12 protein-coding genes are annotated in these 15,881 nt (G+C 60.5%); 6 read left to right on the top strand and 6 right to left on the bottom strand.

The window, feature by feature from the left end; all coding sequences use genetic code 11:
* Positions 1-102 precede the first annotated feature (102 nt).
* The 4 genes from LT42_RS02680 to LT42_RS02665 all read right to left on the bottom strand — a co-directional run bounded on the left by LT42_RS02680 (position 103) and on the right by LT42_RS02665 (position 3,698).
* Positions 103-1,146: an alpha/beta fold hydrolase gene (locus tag LT42_RS02680; protein ID WP_037009715.1), complete on the bottom strand. Its 1,044-nt coding sequence runs from the start codon at positions 1,144-1,146 to the stop codon at positions 103-105.
* A 177-nt stretch (positions 1,147-1,323) separates the two neighbouring features.
* Entirely contained in the window at positions 1,324-1,770 is a 447-nt protein-coding gene (locus LT42_RS02675) for an NUDIX hydrolase (RefSeq protein WP_037009713.1), read from the bottom strand.
* 361 nt (positions 1,771-2,131) lie between these two features.
* Positions 2,132-3,391 (bottom strand): type II toxin-antitoxin system HipA family toxin, encoded by a 1,260-nt coding sequence (locus tag LT42_RS02670; protein ID WP_037009711.1) that lies wholly within the window; start codon positions 3,389-3,391, stop codon positions 2,132-2,134.
* Positions 3,384-3,698 (bottom strand): helix-turn-helix domain-containing protein, encoded by a 315-nt coding sequence (locus LT42_RS02665; protein ID WP_037009709.1) that lies wholly within the window; start codon positions 3,696-3,698, stop codon positions 3,384-3,386. The genes LT42_RS02670 and LT42_RS02665 overlap by 8 nt, the downstream gene beginning before the upstream one ends.
* Positions 3,699-4,063: 365 nt before the next feature.
* On the opposite strand from LT42_RS02665, the gene mexE reads away from it, so the two are divergent.
* The 5 genes from mexE to LT42_RS02640 all read left to right on the top strand — a co-directional run bounded on the left by mexE (position 4,064) and on the right by LT42_RS02640 (position 11,909).
* Positions 4,064-5,305, top strand: a complete 1,242-nt coding sequence (gene mexE, locus LT42_RS02660; protein ID WP_037009707.1) for a multidrug efflux RND transporter periplasmic adaptor subunit MexE — start codon at positions 4,064-4,066, stop codon at positions 5,303-5,305.
* A gap of 12 nt (positions 5,306-5,317) precedes the next feature.
* On the top strand, positions 5,318-8,509 hold the full coding sequence (locus LT42_RS02655; protein ID WP_037009705.1) for an efflux RND transporter permease subunit: 3,192 nt from the start codon (positions 5,318-5,320) through the stop codon (positions 8,507-8,509).
* A complete protein-coding gene (locus LT42_RS02650) occupies positions 8,509-9,906 on the top strand; it encodes an efflux transporter outer membrane subunit (protein ID WP_037009704.1) in 1,398 nt (465 codons plus the stop codon). The genes LT42_RS02655 and LT42_RS02650 overlap by 1 nt, the downstream gene beginning before the upstream one ends.
* A gap of 200 nt (positions 9,907-10,106) precedes the next feature.
* A complete protein-coding gene (locus LT42_RS02645; protein WP_052074990.1) occupies positions 10,107-11,204 on the top strand; it encodes a tetratricopeptide repeat protein in 1,098 nt (365 codons plus the stop codon).
* Between the two features lie 339 nt (positions 11,205-11,543).
* Positions 11,544-11,909: a histone-like nucleoid-structuring protein, MvaT/MvaU family gene (locus tag LT42_RS02640; protein ID WP_037009701.1), complete on the top strand. Its 366-nt coding sequence runs from the start codon at positions 11,544-11,546 to the stop codon at positions 11,907-11,909.
* Between the two features lie 454 nt (positions 11,910-12,363).
* On the opposite strand, the gene LT42_RS02635 is transcribed toward LT42_RS02640, so the two are convergent.
* Complete coding sequence (locus tag LT42_RS02635) at positions 12,364-12,918, bottom strand: DUF4946 domain-containing protein (protein ID WP_037012826.1); 555 nt, start codon at positions 12,916-12,918, stop codon at positions 12,364-12,366.
* Between the two features lie 140 nt (positions 12,919-13,058).
* On the opposite strand from LT42_RS02635, the gene gloA reads away from it, so the two are divergent.
* Positions 13,059-13,589 (top strand): lactoylglutathione lyase, encoded by a 531-nt coding sequence (gloA, locus tag LT42_RS02630; protein ID WP_037009699.1) that lies wholly within the window; start codon positions 13,059-13,061, stop codon positions 13,587-13,589.
* A 164-nt stretch (positions 13,590-13,753) separates the two neighbouring features.
* On the opposite strand, the gene LT42_RS02625 is transcribed toward gloA, so the two are convergent.
* A complete protein-coding gene (locus LT42_RS02625; protein WP_052074987.1) occupies positions 13,754-15,577 on the bottom strand; it encodes an EAL domain-containing protein in 1,824 nt (607 codons plus the stop codon).
* Positions 15,578-15,881 lie beyond the last annotated feature (304 nt).

Below are 15,881 nucleotides of genomic sequence, written 5' to 3'. Positions count from 1 at the left end.
GCAGGTGAGCGCTTTGCGATCCCCACCCCCTGACTCGGATCGAAGCTCACCGAGCTCTAATCCGAGGTCCTCTCACGGCGCGGGCACCATTTCTAAAACCCGCTAAACCCTCATCTTCCGCCCAAGAAACTCCCGAATGTATGCCGCAACCTCCGGTGCATGGGTCTCCAGCGCGAAATGCCCGGTGTCCAGCAAGTGCACCTCGGCATCTGGAATATCTTTGCGAAACGCCAGTGCTCCGGGCGGGATGAACGCCGGATCGTGCTTGCCCCACACGGCCAGCAACGGCGGCTGATGCTGACGCAGGTACGCCTGAAATGCCGGGTAGGCCGAGACGTTGGAGCGGTAGTCGAGGATCAGGTCCAGCTGGATATCTTCAGCGCCAGGCCGTGCCATGTACAGAATGTCCAGGTTGTAGCCGTCGGGCGACAGTTTCTGCGGGTCCGCACCGGTGCCGTACTGCCAGTCGCGAATAGTGGCCGGCAACAATGACGGCCGACAGGCTTCCCGGTTGGCCGGTGTGGGGTCGCGCCAATAGGCTTGCCACGGATCCCACTGGTCGCTGAAGCCTTCGAGATACGCATTGCCGTTCTGGCTGATGATCGCCGTGACCCGTTCCGGGTGGGCGGCCGCAAGGCGCAAGCCGACGGGCGCCCCGTAATCAAATATGTAAAGGGCATACCGGCTCAACCCCAGCGCCTCGGTAAAGCCCTCGATGACTTTGAAGAGGTTGTCGAAGGTGTAATCAAACGCGCCCCGAGCGGGGGTAGTGGTGTTGCCAAAACCAGGCAAGTCAGGCGCGATCACACGGTATTGGCTGGCCAGCAACGGCATCAGGTTACGGAACATGTGGCTTGAAGTCGGAAAGCCGTGCAGGAGCAGGAGCACCGGGGCATTTTTTGGTCCGGCTTCGCGGTAGAACACCTCGACATCGCCGACCTGCTGCTTGTGGAAGGTGACACGAAAAGCATCATCGAATGCTGTGGCATTGCCTGTTTCGGGAGGATGCTGGCTGGCCGCCGCGCTCACAAACGAACTGCCCAAGACAGACGCGGCGCCTGCGCCCGCCACAGCGACTCTAAGCACTTTGCGCCGACTGACGCCGGGGTTGCCGTTACCGGAATTGGCTGGATCAAACGTAGTCATTGAATGGCTCGCATGGGAGATGAGTTCATCTCATGCTATTTGCCCCCTCCGCCAAGGGGAATCACCAGAATATTCAATGCACTGTTGCTGATCCTGCAACGCTGGCGGTCCGCTCCCCTCTCCCCGTCGCTGTCATCCAGGCCCTGATGGCAATGATCCAAGCAGGCCTGCTTTCCTTTATTCGAGAAGAGACAGCGACCGCAGCATTTCGTGAAGCCCTTCCGGCACCAATACGCCGTCGCGACGCAGGCTCTCGCTGTCCCGCCACTGCGCCTGGATGCGGTCGCCATTACTTTCGTGTCCTTCCAGACCGCATTGGTCGTAAACCCGCAGATCGCTGAACTGCGCGTCGTAGACTTGAACGAACTCGTGGCCCGGTTTACCTAAATAGGTGAACAGGCTTTCCAGCGTCCCGAGCAAACGAACGTCGTGGATCGGCAGGTCCAGTTCCTCGCGGATCTCCCGGACGATGGCGTCGGCGCTGTGCTCGCCGAACTCAATGCCGCCGCCCAAAGGCCGAAACAGTGTTTGCTGCTTCACGGCGTCCGGAAACGCATTAACCAGGATCTTGCCTTGATGGGAAAAGACGCAGATGGCGATGTGACGTATGCGGGGCTGAGCCATGGGTTTCCGTTATAAAGAGGAGATGATGAGAGCGGGTGAAACCGACTCCTCGCCAAGAAAGCACCCAGCATCACATCTCAAAGCTTAGAGTGACAACACCGGCCCCTTCCCGGCTAAAGCCGGTCCCACTGGACCAGCGCGGTCACACTGGGGCACAGGCTCCGTCAGCTAGCTGGGTTGTGACCTCGAACGTGGGACCGGCTTTTAGCGGAGCTGGAATCTCGGACATGGGACCGGCTTTTAGCCAGGCTGAGACCTCGAACGTGAGGCCGACTTGTGGCGGGGCTGGAACCTCGAACATGGGACCGGCTTATGGCGGGGCTGGAACCTCGAATGTGGGACCGGCTTTAGCCGGGAAGCCTCAACGCAGCAACGCAACGTTCTCGTCGATCCGTCCCTGAATAGCCTGCAACGTTTCGCCTCGGATCAACCCGGGATGGATCTGCCGGGCAATCGACGCGAACTGAAGGGCGACCTCACAGACAGCGTCGATCACAACGCCCGCTGCTTGCGCAGACATCTCGGCTTCTTCACCCAGCCGGAGCATCGCGTTTCGATCGATCGCCAACGCCTCGCCCAGCACGTCCATCTGGTGATACCCGCCCGGGCCTTCACAGAAGGTCACGTCATACGCAGGCGACAGCGACCAGGCGCCAGTGGCCGACATGAGGTAAGCGAAGTTCTTCGGATGATCGTCGCGGTTGTTGAACGCGATGTTGAACACGGCGCGCTCGTACGCAATGGCTTTTTCACGGACGTCGTTGGTACACAGTTGCGTCGCGCGCAGAAAGTTGACGTAGTCCAGTGACCCGGGCGAGGTGTAGTCCGCGCCGGTGAACGCGGCAAGGCTTTGCATTGGCACTCGGCGACCGTTGACCCGGTCGAATCGGCGACTGGCGAACGCCGCCAGGCCGCCGGGCAAGGTGAAGTGCTGCGTATCGGGCGTGCGGATGCCGCACCGGCGCAGGCATTCGGCATATACGCTTTCAACTGCGCAGACTTCCGGGTGCTCGCCTTTGGCAGGGAATTTGATCAGCCAGGCTTCGAATTCTGGTGTGGCGGCCGTGGTGAATGCGCCGGTGGCACCGTTGCGGTAAACCAATGCCTTGGGCCTGGCGCCCTGGGGTGAGCCGCCGACGAGCATCAAGGTGTGCAGAAATTCGCCTCCGTCTCCCTGCACCACCTCTTGAATCTCGGCGGCCAGCAACTCGATCGGGACATGGGCTTGAGACACCTGACCTTCAGGCGAGACGGGTTCAAACGACATCGCCCCCATGGCCGTGTCGCCAATATAAGCCAACCGCTCCAGCGGCCCGATGCGCGCCGCATTCAGCTGACGACGTCGGAACAATCGGTCCATCAGCAACATGCCCCAGCCATCGGGTAACGCATCGTAGACGGGCCCCGGCAACGCGAGTTGGTGCGACGGAAAGTTTCGACGCAAGCGCGGGCCGTCCAGTGGCAGCGTAAAGCCCGACAGCTCCAGGCCGCTGGCGCGAGCCTGATCGCTGTATTCAAAGACGATCTGCGGGCGTCCGGTCAGGGCGGTGGTGGAGACCAGCGTCCCCCACAACCAGCGCTCATCCCAGCCGTTGTAATAAACATCGATCCGCTCAAGCATCGCCAGATTTCCTTATGCGGCGGCGCGCGGCAGCGCCTTCATAGCGGCGGATGTCATCAAGGCTGTCGAGCCTGGGCATAAACAGCCCTTCGAGCTCCTTCGTCCGCCCCAGAACCATGGCCACGCGAACCAGATTCTCAAAACCGACATTGCGCCCCGCCTCAAGGTTTGAAACGGTGTTGACCCCGACCCCCGCACGGCTGGCCACGTCGGCCTGGGTCATTTCCAGTGCAAGCCGCTCGGCGCGCAAACGTGCGCAGAGGCGAGTGACGATTTCACTGGGTTTGCTAAAGCTTAAGTCCAACATAGGGGGCTCGATGATTGATGCGCTGTTCGTTGCAGTATAGAGCTGAGTCCGCTCTGCTTCCAAACGATAACTCCAAGATGCCGGGTATTAAGCTGCTATTTCCGGCTTAAGGCACAGGATAATGGATTTATAGACGGAGGAAGTTTGACAGGCCTGCCGTTCATGCGTCGTGCCGGGGCATTAATAGCGCGTCAATGAACACCTCCATCCGGAACTAGCGCATGGGCCGCTGTGTCCCATGCCAGAGCCCCGCGCATCCGCCGAATATCATTACGGCTGATAGTTACCTTCGCGTCATTCGATTCGTGCAATAAAACCCCCGAGAACAGAATCCGCCCATCTCAATAACATCGGCGGATTTTTCCATGCTTCAGTCTTTAACTCCTTTGCGCTATCCCCTCGCCGCGCTGGCCCTGGTGGTCATCAGCGCCTGCGGCCGGACGCCTGAAGCGACGGTTGCCCCGGCAGCGGCCAAAGTCAACGTGGCCAAGGTGCTCGAACAGCCGGTCAACGAGTGGGACGAAGTCACGGCCCGCCTTGAGGCGCCGGAAACCGTGCAGGTGCGTCCGCGTGTGTCGGGCCAGATCGACGCCGTCGCGTTCACCGATGGCGAACTGGTGAAGAAAGGCGACCTGCTGTTCCAGATCGACCCGCGCCCGTTTGAAGCGGAAGTGCATCGTCTCGAAGCACAACTGCAGCAATCCAAGGCCGCAGCCCAGCGCAGCACCAACGAAGCCCAGCGTGGCGAACGGCTGCGCACCAATAACGCGATCTCCGCCGAACTTGCCGATTCGCGTACCACCACCGCCCAGGAATCCAAGGCCGCCGTCGCCGCCATTCAGGCACAGCTTGACCTGGCGCGCCTGAACCTGAGCTTCACCCGTGTGACGGCGCCGATTACCGGTCGCGTCAGCCGTGCCGAGATCACGGCGGGCAACATCGTTACCGCCGACCAGACGATCCTCACCAGCCTGGTCTCGACGGACAAGGTCTACGCCTACTTCGACGCCGACGAACGCGTGTTCCTCAAGTACAACCAGCTGGCGCGCGACGGCAAACGCAGCGCGACCACGCCGGTGTATATGGGCCTGTCCAACGAAGTCGAAAACCCGCACCTGGGCCAGATGAACTTCGTCGACAACCAGGTCAATCCGCGTACCGGTACCATTCGCGGGCGCGCCGTGTTCGACAACAGCAAGGGCGAGTACACCCCGGGCCTGTACGCCCGCTTGAAGCTGGTCGGCAGCGGCACTTACTCGGCGATGCTGATCAAGGACGAAGCCGTGGGCACCGACCTGGGCAAGAAGTTCGTGCTGGTGGTGGACAAGGACAACAAGGCGATTTATCGCAGCGTCGACCTGGGGCCGAAGCTTGAAGGCCTGCGCATCGTGCGCAGCGGCCTGAGCAAGGACGACCGCATCGTCGTCACCGGCCTGCAGCGCGTGCGTCCGGGTTCGCCGATTGACCCGCAAGACACGCCGATGGCCACCCCTGAAACCATTTCCGCACTGCAACAACAACGCCAGGCCTTTGAAGCCAGCAACCCACCGAAGGCGCCGTCGAAGCTCGACGCCAAGGTCGCTGCTTCCGCCACGCCACGCGGTTAAGGGACACATTCAATGAATTTCTCCAAGTTCTTCATCACGCGACCGATCTTCGCGGCGGTGCTTTCGCTGCTGATCCTGATCGCCGGTGCCATCTCGCTGTTCCAATTGCCGATCAGTGAATATCCGGAAGTCGTACCCCCGACCGTTGTGGTCCGTGCCAACTTCCCTGGCGCCAACCCCAAAGTGATTGGCGAAACCGTTGCCGCGCCGCTTGAACAGGCGATTACCGGCGTCGAGAACATGCTCTACATGTCCTCTCAGGCGACCGCCGACGGCAAGCTGACCCTGACCATCACCTTTGCGTTGGGGACCAACCTCGACACCGCGCAGGTGCAGGTGCAAAACCGGGTCACCCGGACAGAGCCCAAGCTGCCCGAAGAAGTAACGCGCATCGGCATCACCGTCGACAAGGCCTCGCCGGACCTGACGATGGTGGTCCACCTGACCTCGCCGGACAAGCGCTACGACATGCTGTATCTGTCCAACTACGCGGTGCTCAACATCAAGGATGAGCTGGCGCGCCTGGGCGGTGTCGGCGACGTGCAGTTGTTCGGTATGGGCGACTACTCGCTGCGTGTCTGGCTCGACCCCAACAAAACCGCTTCGCGCAACATCACTGCGACCGATGTGGTCAATGCCATCCGCGAGCAAAACCGTCAGGTAGCCGCCGGTCAACTGGGCGCACCGCCCTCCCCGAGCGCCACCAGCTTTCAGATGTCGATCAACACTCAGGGCCGTCTGGTCTCCGAAGAAGAGTTTGAAAACATCATTGTTCGCGCCGGCGACAACGGTGAAATCACCCGGGTCAAGGACATTGCCCGCGTTGAACTGGGCTCCAGTCAGTACGCTCTGCGCTCGCTGCTGAACAATCAGCCCGCAGTCGCCATCCCGATCTTCCAGCGCCCTGGCTCGAACGCCATCGACATTTCCAACGAAGTGCGCGCCGAAATGGAGCTGCTGAAGAAGAGCTTCCCGGAAGGCATGGACTACAGCATCGTGTATGACCCGACGATCTTTGTGCGCGGCTCCATCGAAGCGGTGGTTCACACGCTGTTCGAAGCGCTGATCCTGGTCGTTCTGGTGGTGATTCTGTTCCTGCAGACCTGGCGCGCCTCGATCATCCCGCTGGTCGCTGTACCGGTGTCGCTGATCGGTACATTTGCGGTCATGCACCTGTTCGGCTTCTCGCTCAATGCCCTGTCGCTGTTCGGACTGGTACTGGCGATCGGTATCGTCGTCGACGACGCCATCGTGGTCGTGGAAAACGTCGAGCGGAACATCGAACTCGGCCACGCGCCGATGGAAGCCACCCAGATCGCCATGCGCGAAGTGACGGGACCGATCATCGCTACAGCGCTGGTGCTGTGTGCGGTGTTTATTCCGGCGGCGTTCATCTCCGGCCTGACCGGGCAATTCTATAAACAGTTCGCGTTGACCATCGCCATCTCGACGGTGATCTCGGCCTTCAACTCCCTGACCCTGTCGCCGGCACTGGCGGCGGTGCTGCTGCGTGCCCACGATGCGCCCAAGGACCGCTTTTCGCGCGTGCTCGACAAGTTGTTCGGTGGCTGGCTGTTCCGCCCTTTCAACCGCTTCTTCGTCAAGGCCAGTAACGGCTATGTAAATTCGGTCGGCCGGGTGATCCGCTTCAGCGGTGTGGCGCTGGTGGTGTATGTCGGCCTGATTGTCATGACCTGGCTGGGCTTTTCGACCACGCCAACCGGTTTCGTACCGGCGCAGGACAAGCAGTATCTGGTGGCGTTTGCCCAACTCCCGGACGCCGCGAGCCTGGACCGTACCGAGGAAGTGATCAAGAAGATGTCCGCGATCGCCCTGGAACAACCGGGCGTAGAAAACGCGATTGCCTTTCCGGGCCTGTCGATCAACGGCTTCACCAACAGCCCGAACTCCGGCATCGTCTTCGTCGCACTCAAGTCCTTTGAAGACCGCAAGGAGGCCAGCGAGTCCGCCGGTGCAATTGCCGGTGCGTTGAACGGCAAATACGCAGGTATCGAAGAAGCCTACATGGCGATCTTCCCGCCGCCGCCGGTACAGGGCCTGGGCACGATCGGCGGCTTCCGTCTGCAGATCGAAGACCGTGGCAACCTGGGTTACGACGAGCTGTACAAAGAGACGATGAACATCATCGGCAAGAGCCGCAGCGTGCCGGAACTGGCTGCACTGTTTACCAGCTACACCGTTAACGTGCCGCAGGTCGATGCCGCCATCGACCGTGAAAAAGCCAAGACCCTCGGCGTGCCGATCAGTGACATCTTTGACACGCTGCAGGTTTATCTGGGCTCGCTGTACGCCAACGACTTCAACCGTTTCGGTCGGACCTATCAGGTCAACGTGCAGGCTGAACAGCAGTTCCGTCAGGACGCCGAACAGATCGGTCAGTTGAAAGTGCGCAACAACCGCGGCGAAATGATCCCGCTGGCGACGCTGCTCAACGTCACCAACACTTCCGGCCCGGACCGCGTCATGCACTACAACGGCTTCATCACCGCCGAAATCAACGGCGCCGCTGGCCCAGGCTACAGCTCGGGTCAGGCGCAGGTGGCGATGGAAAAACTGCTCAAGGAGGAGCTGCCCAACGGCATGACCTACGAGTGGACCGACCTGACCTACCAACAGATCCTGTCGGGCAACACCGCCTTGCTGGTCTTCCCGCTCTGCGTACTGCTGGCGTTCCTGGTACTGGCTGCGCTGTATGAAAGCTGGAGCCTGCCGCTGGCGGTGATTCTGATCGTACCGATGACCCTGCTGTCAGCCATTGCCGGTGTGATCATTGCCGGCAGCGACAACAACATCTTCACCCAGATCGGGCTGATCGTACTGGTGGGCCTGGCGTGCAAGAACGCGATCCTCATCGTCGAGTTCGCCAAGGACGAGCAGGACAAGGGCAAGACCCCGCTCGAAGCGGTACTGGAAGCCTGCCGTCTGCGTCTGCGGCCGATCCTGATGACCTCTTTCGCGTTCATCATGGGTGTGGTTCCGCTGGTGCTTTCCAGTGGTGCCGGTGCAGAGATGCGTCATGCCATGGGCGTGGCGGTGTTCTCCGGGATGCTCGGGGTGACCTTCTTCGGTCTGCTGCTGACGCCGGTCTTCTATGTCCTGATTCGCAACTACGTGGGACGCAAAGAGGCACGCAAGGCGGCCAAGGCTCAACGCGTTCAGACCATCGCTCCGGAGGCTCATTGATGAAGGCTGTAAAACTGTTCCTGCCGAGCCTGCTGGTCCTGGCGCTGGCGGCCTGCGCCGTCGGCCCGGATTACAAAAAGCCCGATACCGCGGCGGCCAACATCCAGGCTGCCACACAGCGCAACTACGACCGCAGCCACATCGAAACCATCTGGTGGCAGCAGTTCGACGATCCGACCCTGAACAAACTGGTCGCCGAATCGCTGCAGGGCAACCGTGAGTTGCGTGTCGCTTTCGCACGTCTGAAGGCCTCAAGGGCTATTCGTGACGACATCAGCAACGACGCCATGCCGGTCGTGACCAGCCGCGCCAGCAGCCAGATCGGCCGCTCGCAAGTGCCGGGTGAAACCGAGCACCGGGTCAATCAGGAACGCTACGACCTCGGGCTGGACATGGCCTGGGAACTCGACCTGTTCGGGCGCATTCAGCGCGAACTGGAAGCCAGCAATGCCGACCAGCAGGCTGCCGAAGCGAACCTGTACCAGCTGCAGGTGACGATGATCGCCGAACTGGTGGATGCCTACGGACAGCTGCGCGGCGCACAACTGCGCGAAAACATTGCCCGGGACAACCTGAAGAACCAGCAGGAATCGCGCAGCGTCACCGCGCAACTGCGCGACGAAGGCGTGGGCAACGAGCTCGACGTGGTGCGTTCCGACGCACGTCTGGCCGCGGTGGAAGCGACCATCCCGCAGCTGCAGGCTGAACAGGTGCGCCAGCGCAACCGCATCGCCACCCTGCTCGGCCAGCGTCCGGACGCCATGACCGTGAGCCTCGCCCCGGCCAAGCTGCCGGCGATCTCCAAGGCTCTCCCGATCGGTGACCCGACCAAGCTGCTGGAAAACCGTCCGGACGTGCTCAGTGCCGAGCGACAACTGGCGGCGCAGACTGCACGCATTGGTGTGCAAACGGCCGACCTGTTCCCGCGGGTCAGCCTGAGCGGCTTCCTGGGCTTTACCGCCAGCCGCGGTTCGCAGATCGGCTCCGGCGCGGCGGCGGCATGGGGCCTGGGTCCGAGCATCACCTGGGCCGCTTTTGACCTGGGCAGCGTGAGGGCGCGTATTCGCGGCGCCAACGCCGATGCCGAAGGCGCGCTGGCCAACTACGAGCAGCAAGTGCTGCTGGCCCTGGAAGAAACCGAGAACGCCTTCAGCGACTACGACAAGCGTCAGCAGCGTCTGGTGTCGCTGGTGCGGCAGAGTGAAGCGAGTCGTTCGGCGGCCAATCTGGCAAACATCCAGTACCGCGAGGGCACGGCTGACTTCCTTGTGCTGCTTGACGCCGAACGTGAGCGCCTGGCGGCCGAGGACAGCCAGGCGCTGGCCGAGATCGATCTGTACCGCGGCATCGTTGCGATCTACAAAGCCCTGGGCGGTGGTTGGCAACCAAACGCCTGATCGGCACGCAGATGGCGGAACTGCCGAGCCGAGGCCGTTCTGCTGACCTCAAAAAGCCCCGGACCCGCAAGGTTCGGGGCTTTTTTCTGGCGGGTGTCGATCGCTCGCCCGCGCAACGAGAGGCGTGATGAACGACCTCAGCGTTTGACACCCGGCGGTGTCTCCCCGAAGCTGCTGCTCACGCAAACACGGAAACCGATATGTCTGAATCGTCTTCCCGGCGCACACCTGACCCGCTGGGGGCCCGACGGCGCTGGCAGGTGGCACTTGCGCTGGCGCTGTTGCTAATGGTCATCGGCCTCGGGCTGCTGGTTCGTAACTGGCATGCGCCGCCTGCCGCCCCGCAGGTCAATCACAGCTACGCCGAAGCGCTGGAGCAGGCTCACGGTGGCAAACCGGGCGCTGCCCGCGTGCTGTATCAGCAATTTACCCGCACCGACCTGTCCGACATCCGCCGTGCCGGGCTGCTCGCCGAACTGGTCAATTACCCGGGCCCGCAGGCGCTGAAGATTCTGCGTGGCGACCTCAAGCGCCCTGCTCCGCTGGTTCAGCAAACGGCGATCCAGGCCGTGACAGCCATGTTGCCTGAAGCTCAGCGCAGCCTGCTGCTCGGCCCCCTGCTCGAGGACCCTGACCCGTCAGTGCGCTTCGGCGCTGTAGAGGCACTGCTGGATCTGAGCCCGGATGATCTGGGTCTTTATTACGGCGCGCTCCAGGAGGCGGCCCAGCAGTACGAACAGGCCCTGAACGCTCAGGTACCGAGCGCCTCCCGCCAACTCGCGCTGTCCCGGCTCTACATCAACGACGGCGCCCCGCAAAAAGCAATCGAGGCGCTGCAGGTGGCAACCCGTCTGGAGCCGGACAATCTCGAGGCCGGGCTGGCGCTGGTTCTGTTGCTTGACCGTCAGGGGCAAGCCGATCGCTCGCGCCAGCTACTCGCACAGTGGCTGGAAAAACACCCGCAGTCGTCCATGGCCCAGCATGCCCTCGGCCAATGGCTGCTGCGTCATCAACAGAATGAATATGCCCTGCTCGCCTTGACCCGGGCCATCGAACTTGAACCCGACAACACCGCTTATCGCTATGACCTTGCCGTGGCGCTGCACGACCTCGACCAGCTGGAAGCTGCACAGCGCCAGCTTGAGGACATCCTCAAGCGCGAACCCGCTGACCGTCGTGCGAGGATCCTGCTGATCCGCTATTGGAAAGACGCCGGACAATTGCAAAAAGTACAGGTGCTGCTGGCGGAGCTGGAGCAGTTGAACGCCGATGACCCGGCGCTGCAGCAAGGCCTTTAGCCGCACAGTTTCCAATAACGCCAAAGTATAAGAAATTACTTACAACGCTTTACGCCTATTATTGGATTTTTGTCAGACCGGTTTGGGCGCCAGCGGCTGTTTGATTTAACAATTAACCACCGCCTATTTTACAACTCCGAAAAAAAGTGCATTATTTGCCCGCACCCCACTGAACTACCTGTCTTGCTCCGACCCTCATCGTCATCAAGTTAGTGTCGGCAGTAGGATCCGATTCAACAGCCGGACAGGCAGCGGGGAAACCACAGGCAGTGACACTGACACGGTCACACACTTGCTTGCGTTGGGCTGACAACAGCCATTTATTGCCGGAGTACCATTTTGTCCAGACTTGCCGAATTTCGCGCAGCAGAAAAAGCCCTTCAGGAGCAGCTGGCCCAGCTGGAACACCTGAAGAATGATGCCGGATTGAAGAAGGAAATCGAGTTTGAGCAGCAGCTCAAGGCCCTGATGAGCACGTACGACAAGACCTTGCGCGACATCATCGCCATTCTCGACCCTGGCACCGCCACTCATGGCACGACCCCGGCCGCGCCAAAACGCCGCCGACCGCGGGTGGTCAAGGTTTACCAAAACCCACACACCGGGGAAGTGATTGAAACCAAGGGCGGCAACCACCGCGGTTTGAAGTCGTGGAAACTACAATACGGCGCTGAGTCAGTGGATTCCTGGTTACGCGGTCGTTAGTCATGTGTTCCGTCGCCACAAGAAAGTTCTGCTGGCAGGGCTTCCTTGTGGGACTTTTAACCGAAGAGTGACTCACTGAGTGTTCCGATTAAAGTCTTGTTCAACCCATGACTTTACGGGCAATGAATCACAGTTTTGATATCCAACCTGACAATTAGCTGAACAGCTTTCTATTAATACCTTCCAGCGCTATTAATGATTCACCGGTTTATAGCATGCTCAGTCATAGCCCCTCATTGGGACAGAGACTTCGATAACCAAAATTCGCTTACGGCCGGAAAGCTGGCCAAGGGCCTCTAGTGCGCGGAAATTTAAAAGGTGAACGGAGGCTGAACGGCACCTGAGCTTCACGTTTTTTTCACACCGGTTTGTAGAGGATAGAGGCTGCTAAAGGATTAGCGCCCCAATGCCCGCTTCGGCGGGCTTCTTTATGCCTGCGATTTGTGTGGTGCCCCTAGGGCGCTTCACCCAGGCGCAGCGAATTCCTGATGTGCATCACCTGATCCTTGTTCGCCGCGTAGCCCTCAGCCGAGCCGGCATAGGACAAAGACCACGCCAGCGCCGGGCTTGCCGCAGCCACCAATGTCTGCGTCATGACGTGATTGCCGTTCTGGGTGATTGTGCAGGTGGTTTCCATCGCCGGAATATCGCTCAGCGTACTGTCCTTCATTCGTGTGCAGACGCTTTGAAACCCGCCCCTGGCGAAATTCACCTGCACCGCCTTGCGCATCGCCAACAGCACTCCCTGTACGTTGACCGCATGACCGGGCTCCAGCCGGGTCTGTGTCAACTCGACGACCATGGCCGGGTCACCGTTCTGATCGTTTTTCACCGCGCGCTGTCGTAACTGCACGGCCGGCTGGCCCTCACTTGCCGGCGGCTGGGGCAGCGATTCGACCTCCCAGCCTTCGGGCCAGAGGATCATCGCGTCGGCCGACATGGCAACGCCCGGAAGGATCAGCAGTAAAGAAACAGCAGCGCGGGCGCATAAGCGCAGTGTGGAAGGCATGAGCGATACCTGAATGGCGAGCCGCCAAGTGTGAGCCGCGCGCTCAGCGCCGACAAGCCGCGCTTTGGAAGTTTGGCGTTTGGCGCGCCACGCTTGAGCCCGTATCATTACGCAACATTTTAGCGTTAACGGAGACAACCATGAGTCTGAATGACCTCAACACCTTCCCTGGCGTCACGGCCAGCCCGGACGCCTCGACCGCAAAATTCGTGTTCAACCACACCATGTTGCGGGTCAAAGACATTACCGCCTCCCTGGATTTCTACACCCGGGTACTGGGTTTCAGTCTGGTGGAAAAACGTGATTTTCCGGAAGCTGAATTCAGCCTGTACTTCCTCGCGTTGGTGGACAAGGCGCAGATTCCGCAAGACGACGCCGCGCGCAACGTCTGGATGAAAGGCATTCCGGGCGTGCTCGAACTGACCCACAACCACGGCACTGAAAAAGACCCCGAGTTCGCTTACCACAACGGCAACACCGACCCGCGCGGCTTCGGTCACATCTGCATTTCTGTGCCCGACGTGAAGGTGGCGTGTGCGCGCTTTGAAGAGTTGGGGGTGGATTTCCAGAAACGCCTGACCGATGGCCGCATGAAAAGCCTGGCGTTTGTGAAGGACCCGGACGGTTACTGGGTCGAGATCATCCAGCCCACGCCAGTGTCGGGCGACTAAACGCGACGTCAGTGGGACCGGCTTCAGCCGGGAAAGACCGAAGGATTTCGATGCGGCCTGACGCGCTCCCTGCCAAAGGCGGTCCTGCAAGCTGCGGGTTTGGAGGCTGAAGCCGGTCCCAATGGATTGCATGTGAACGTGGGACTGGCGTTAGCCGGAAAGCCTCACGCCGCTTCGGTCACCTGACCGTCGTCGAACACCGCCGCGTTGATCAGCTCCTCGTCGCCCCACGCTTCCGGGGGTTGGGCGATGAAGGTCAACGCGATGTTCTGGCATTGCTGCTTGAGCTTTGCCAGGCCAAGCGGCCGGCTCAGGAAATAACCCTGGGCCTCTTCGCAACCGTATTCCCTCACCAGGCTCATGCAGCGAAACGTCTCGACGCCTTCAGCGACGGTGCGATAGCCCAGTTCGCTGGCCAGGTGCAGAACGGAACGCGCAATGATGCGATTACGCGGGTTGCTTTCGAGGTCGCTGACCAGCGACTTGTCCAGCTTGAGAATGTTGGCGGGGATTTCGTGCAAATAGGCGAAGTTGCTGTAACCGGCGCCAAAGTCGTCAATGGCCACATCGACACCCAGTTCGCGAATCCGGGTCAGCTGAGCGATCACCCGCTTGTCGGCACGGATCCACTCGCCTTCGGTGATTTCGACTTCCAGCCGCGCAGGTTCAACACCATGCTGATGGCAGGCGTCCTGCAGCGTTTGAGCAATGTCCAGCTCAGCGAAATCCAGTGGCGACAGGTTCAGCGAGAGGCGTACGTCCTGATCGATCCAGCCGCTGAGATCGGTGAGCGCGCGATCAATGACCCAGCGCGTTACCGTGCTGATCCTGCCGGCGCTTTCGATCAACGGAATGAATTCCGCCGGCCAGATCTTGCCGAGCAGCGGGTGGGTCCAGCGGATCAACGCCTCGACGCTGAGCAGTTTGCCGTCCTGGAGGCTGAAACGCGGCTGGTATTCGAGATAGATGTCGCCGCTGTCCAGTGACTCGTTCAGTTCATTGAGCAACAGCAGTGCGCGGCGCTGGGCGCAATCTTCCGCTTCGTCATACGACGCCCACTGCACCTGGCGGTAGGTGGCCATTCCCACAGCGTGTATGGCTTTGCCCATCAGCGCGGCGGCAGAGTTTTCACCGTCGTCGCAACAGGCCAGGCCCACCGCCACTTGCTGATGGGTGAAAGGCTCGGTGATCAGCGCGAGCATCACCCGAATCAGCTCATCGCGCCGATGCCGTTCGCAGGTCATGAGCAGGCAGAAGTCCAGCTCACTGACATGATAGAGCTCGGCAATTCCGTCCAGACGGCGGCGCAGGCAGTGGGCAATGTCACGGCGTTTTTGCTGCGCATCCAGGTTGCTGGTCACGCTGACATCTGCAGCGCTGGGCACTGCCTGTGTGCGCATGACCATCATCAGGCGCACCTGAGTGTCCGCCACCGCCACATTGTGGGTGTCCAGCAAGAACTGGTGCAGATTGGGCAGCTTGCTCACCGGATCGCGGTAGCGCATCAGTTGGCACTGCTCGATCTGCCCCATGACCAACTCGGCAAAATCTTCGAGAACCGTGATCTCAGCCGGGAGCAGCTCGCGCGGCACGCTGTCGATCAGGCAGAAACTGCCGAGCACTTCACCGTGCTGATTGCGCAGCGGCGCACCGGCGTAGAAGCGTATGCCACCCGGCCGGGTGACCAGCGCCGTGTCGGCGAAGCGCGGATCAAGGTGTGCGTCGTTGACCACCATGACCCCGGAATTCTGGATCGTGTAGCGGCAGAAGGACTGCTCGATCGGAGTCTGGCCCGCGTCGAAACCTACGCGACCGGGGAACCACTGCCGGTCCTTCTCCACCAGCGACACCAGCACGGTAGGCACGCCGAAATGAGCAGCGGCCAGACGGCAGAGCCGATCAAAATTCTCGTTATGCGCCGTTTCCAGCCATTGCAATGCATGCACAGCCGACAGGCGCTTCTGTTCGATTTCCAGCAAACAGGTCATGGCAGAAGCCCTCGGCTGTCAAAAATTTACGGAACCAATGATATCGCATGGCCATCACAGCTGGGTAGCTGATAAAGACGAAAGGTCGCTGACTCATGACACCCGTCAATAGCCACTGCTCGGCAACATGGATTGATATCACAAAGACACTACTTAAACGTTTCAGTTCCAGAATTATACAAATATAAATTGTTGTACAAGTTTTTTTAAAGTTAACCGGAACGCCGCCGACAGGCTGACAGAGCCCAGTGAAATCAGCCTCTCGCACGAGCTCCAAGAGCGTATCAACGCCACCTCAAACCCG

The organism is Pseudomonas lutea, from assembly GCF_000759445.1.
In the GTDB taxonomy this organism is placed as follows: Bacteria; Pseudomonadota; Gammaproteobacteria; order Pseudomonadales; family Pseudomonadaceae; genus Aquipseudomonas; species Aquipseudomonas lutea.
Note: the sequence above shows the minus strand (reverse complement) of the source record. Positions and strands in the feature narration are given on the sequence as shown.

Coding starts and splice junctions, on each gene's coding strand:
- LT42_RS02680 (WP_037009715.1), bottom strand. CDS start 1,146: ATGACTACGTTTGATCCAGCCAATTCCGGTAACGGCAACCCCGGCGTC.
- LT42_RS02675 (WP_037009713.1), bottom strand. CDS start 1,770: ATGGCTCAGCCCCGCATACGTCACATCGCCATCTGCGTCTTTTCCCAT.
- LT42_RS02670 (WP_037009711.1), bottom strand. CDS start 3,391: ATGCTTGAGCGGATCGATGTTTATTACAACGGCTGGGATGAGCGCTGG.
- LT42_RS02665 (WP_037009709.1), bottom strand. CDS start 3,698: ATGTTGGACTTAAGCTTTAGCAAACCCAGTGAAATCGTCACTCGCCTC.
- mexE (WP_037009707.1), top strand. CDS start 4,064: ATGCTTCAGTCTTTAACTCCTTTGCGCTATCCCCTCGCCGCGCTGGCC.
- LT42_RS02655 (WP_037009705.1), top strand. CDS start 5,318: ATGAATTTCTCCAAGTTCTTCATCACGCGACCGATCTTCGCGGCGGTG.
- LT42_RS02650 (WP_037009704.1), top strand. CDS start 8,509: ATGAAGGCTGTAAAACTGTTCCTGCCGAGCCTGCTGGTCCTGGCGCTG.
- LT42_RS02645 (WP_052074990.1), top strand. CDS start 10,107: ATGTCTGAATCGTCTTCCCGGCGCACACCTGACCCGCTGGGGGCCCGA.
- LT42_RS02635 (WP_037012826.1), bottom strand. CDS start 12,918: ATGCCTTCCACACTGCGCTTATGCGCCCGCGCTGCTGTTTCTTTACTG.
- gloA (WP_037009699.1), top strand. CDS start 13,059: ATGAGTCTGAATGACCTCAACACCTTCCCTGGCGTCACGGCCAGCCCG.
- LT42_RS02625 (WP_052074987.1), bottom strand. CDS start 15,577: ATGACCTGTTTGCTGGAAATCGAACAGAAGCGCCTGTCGGCTGTGCAT.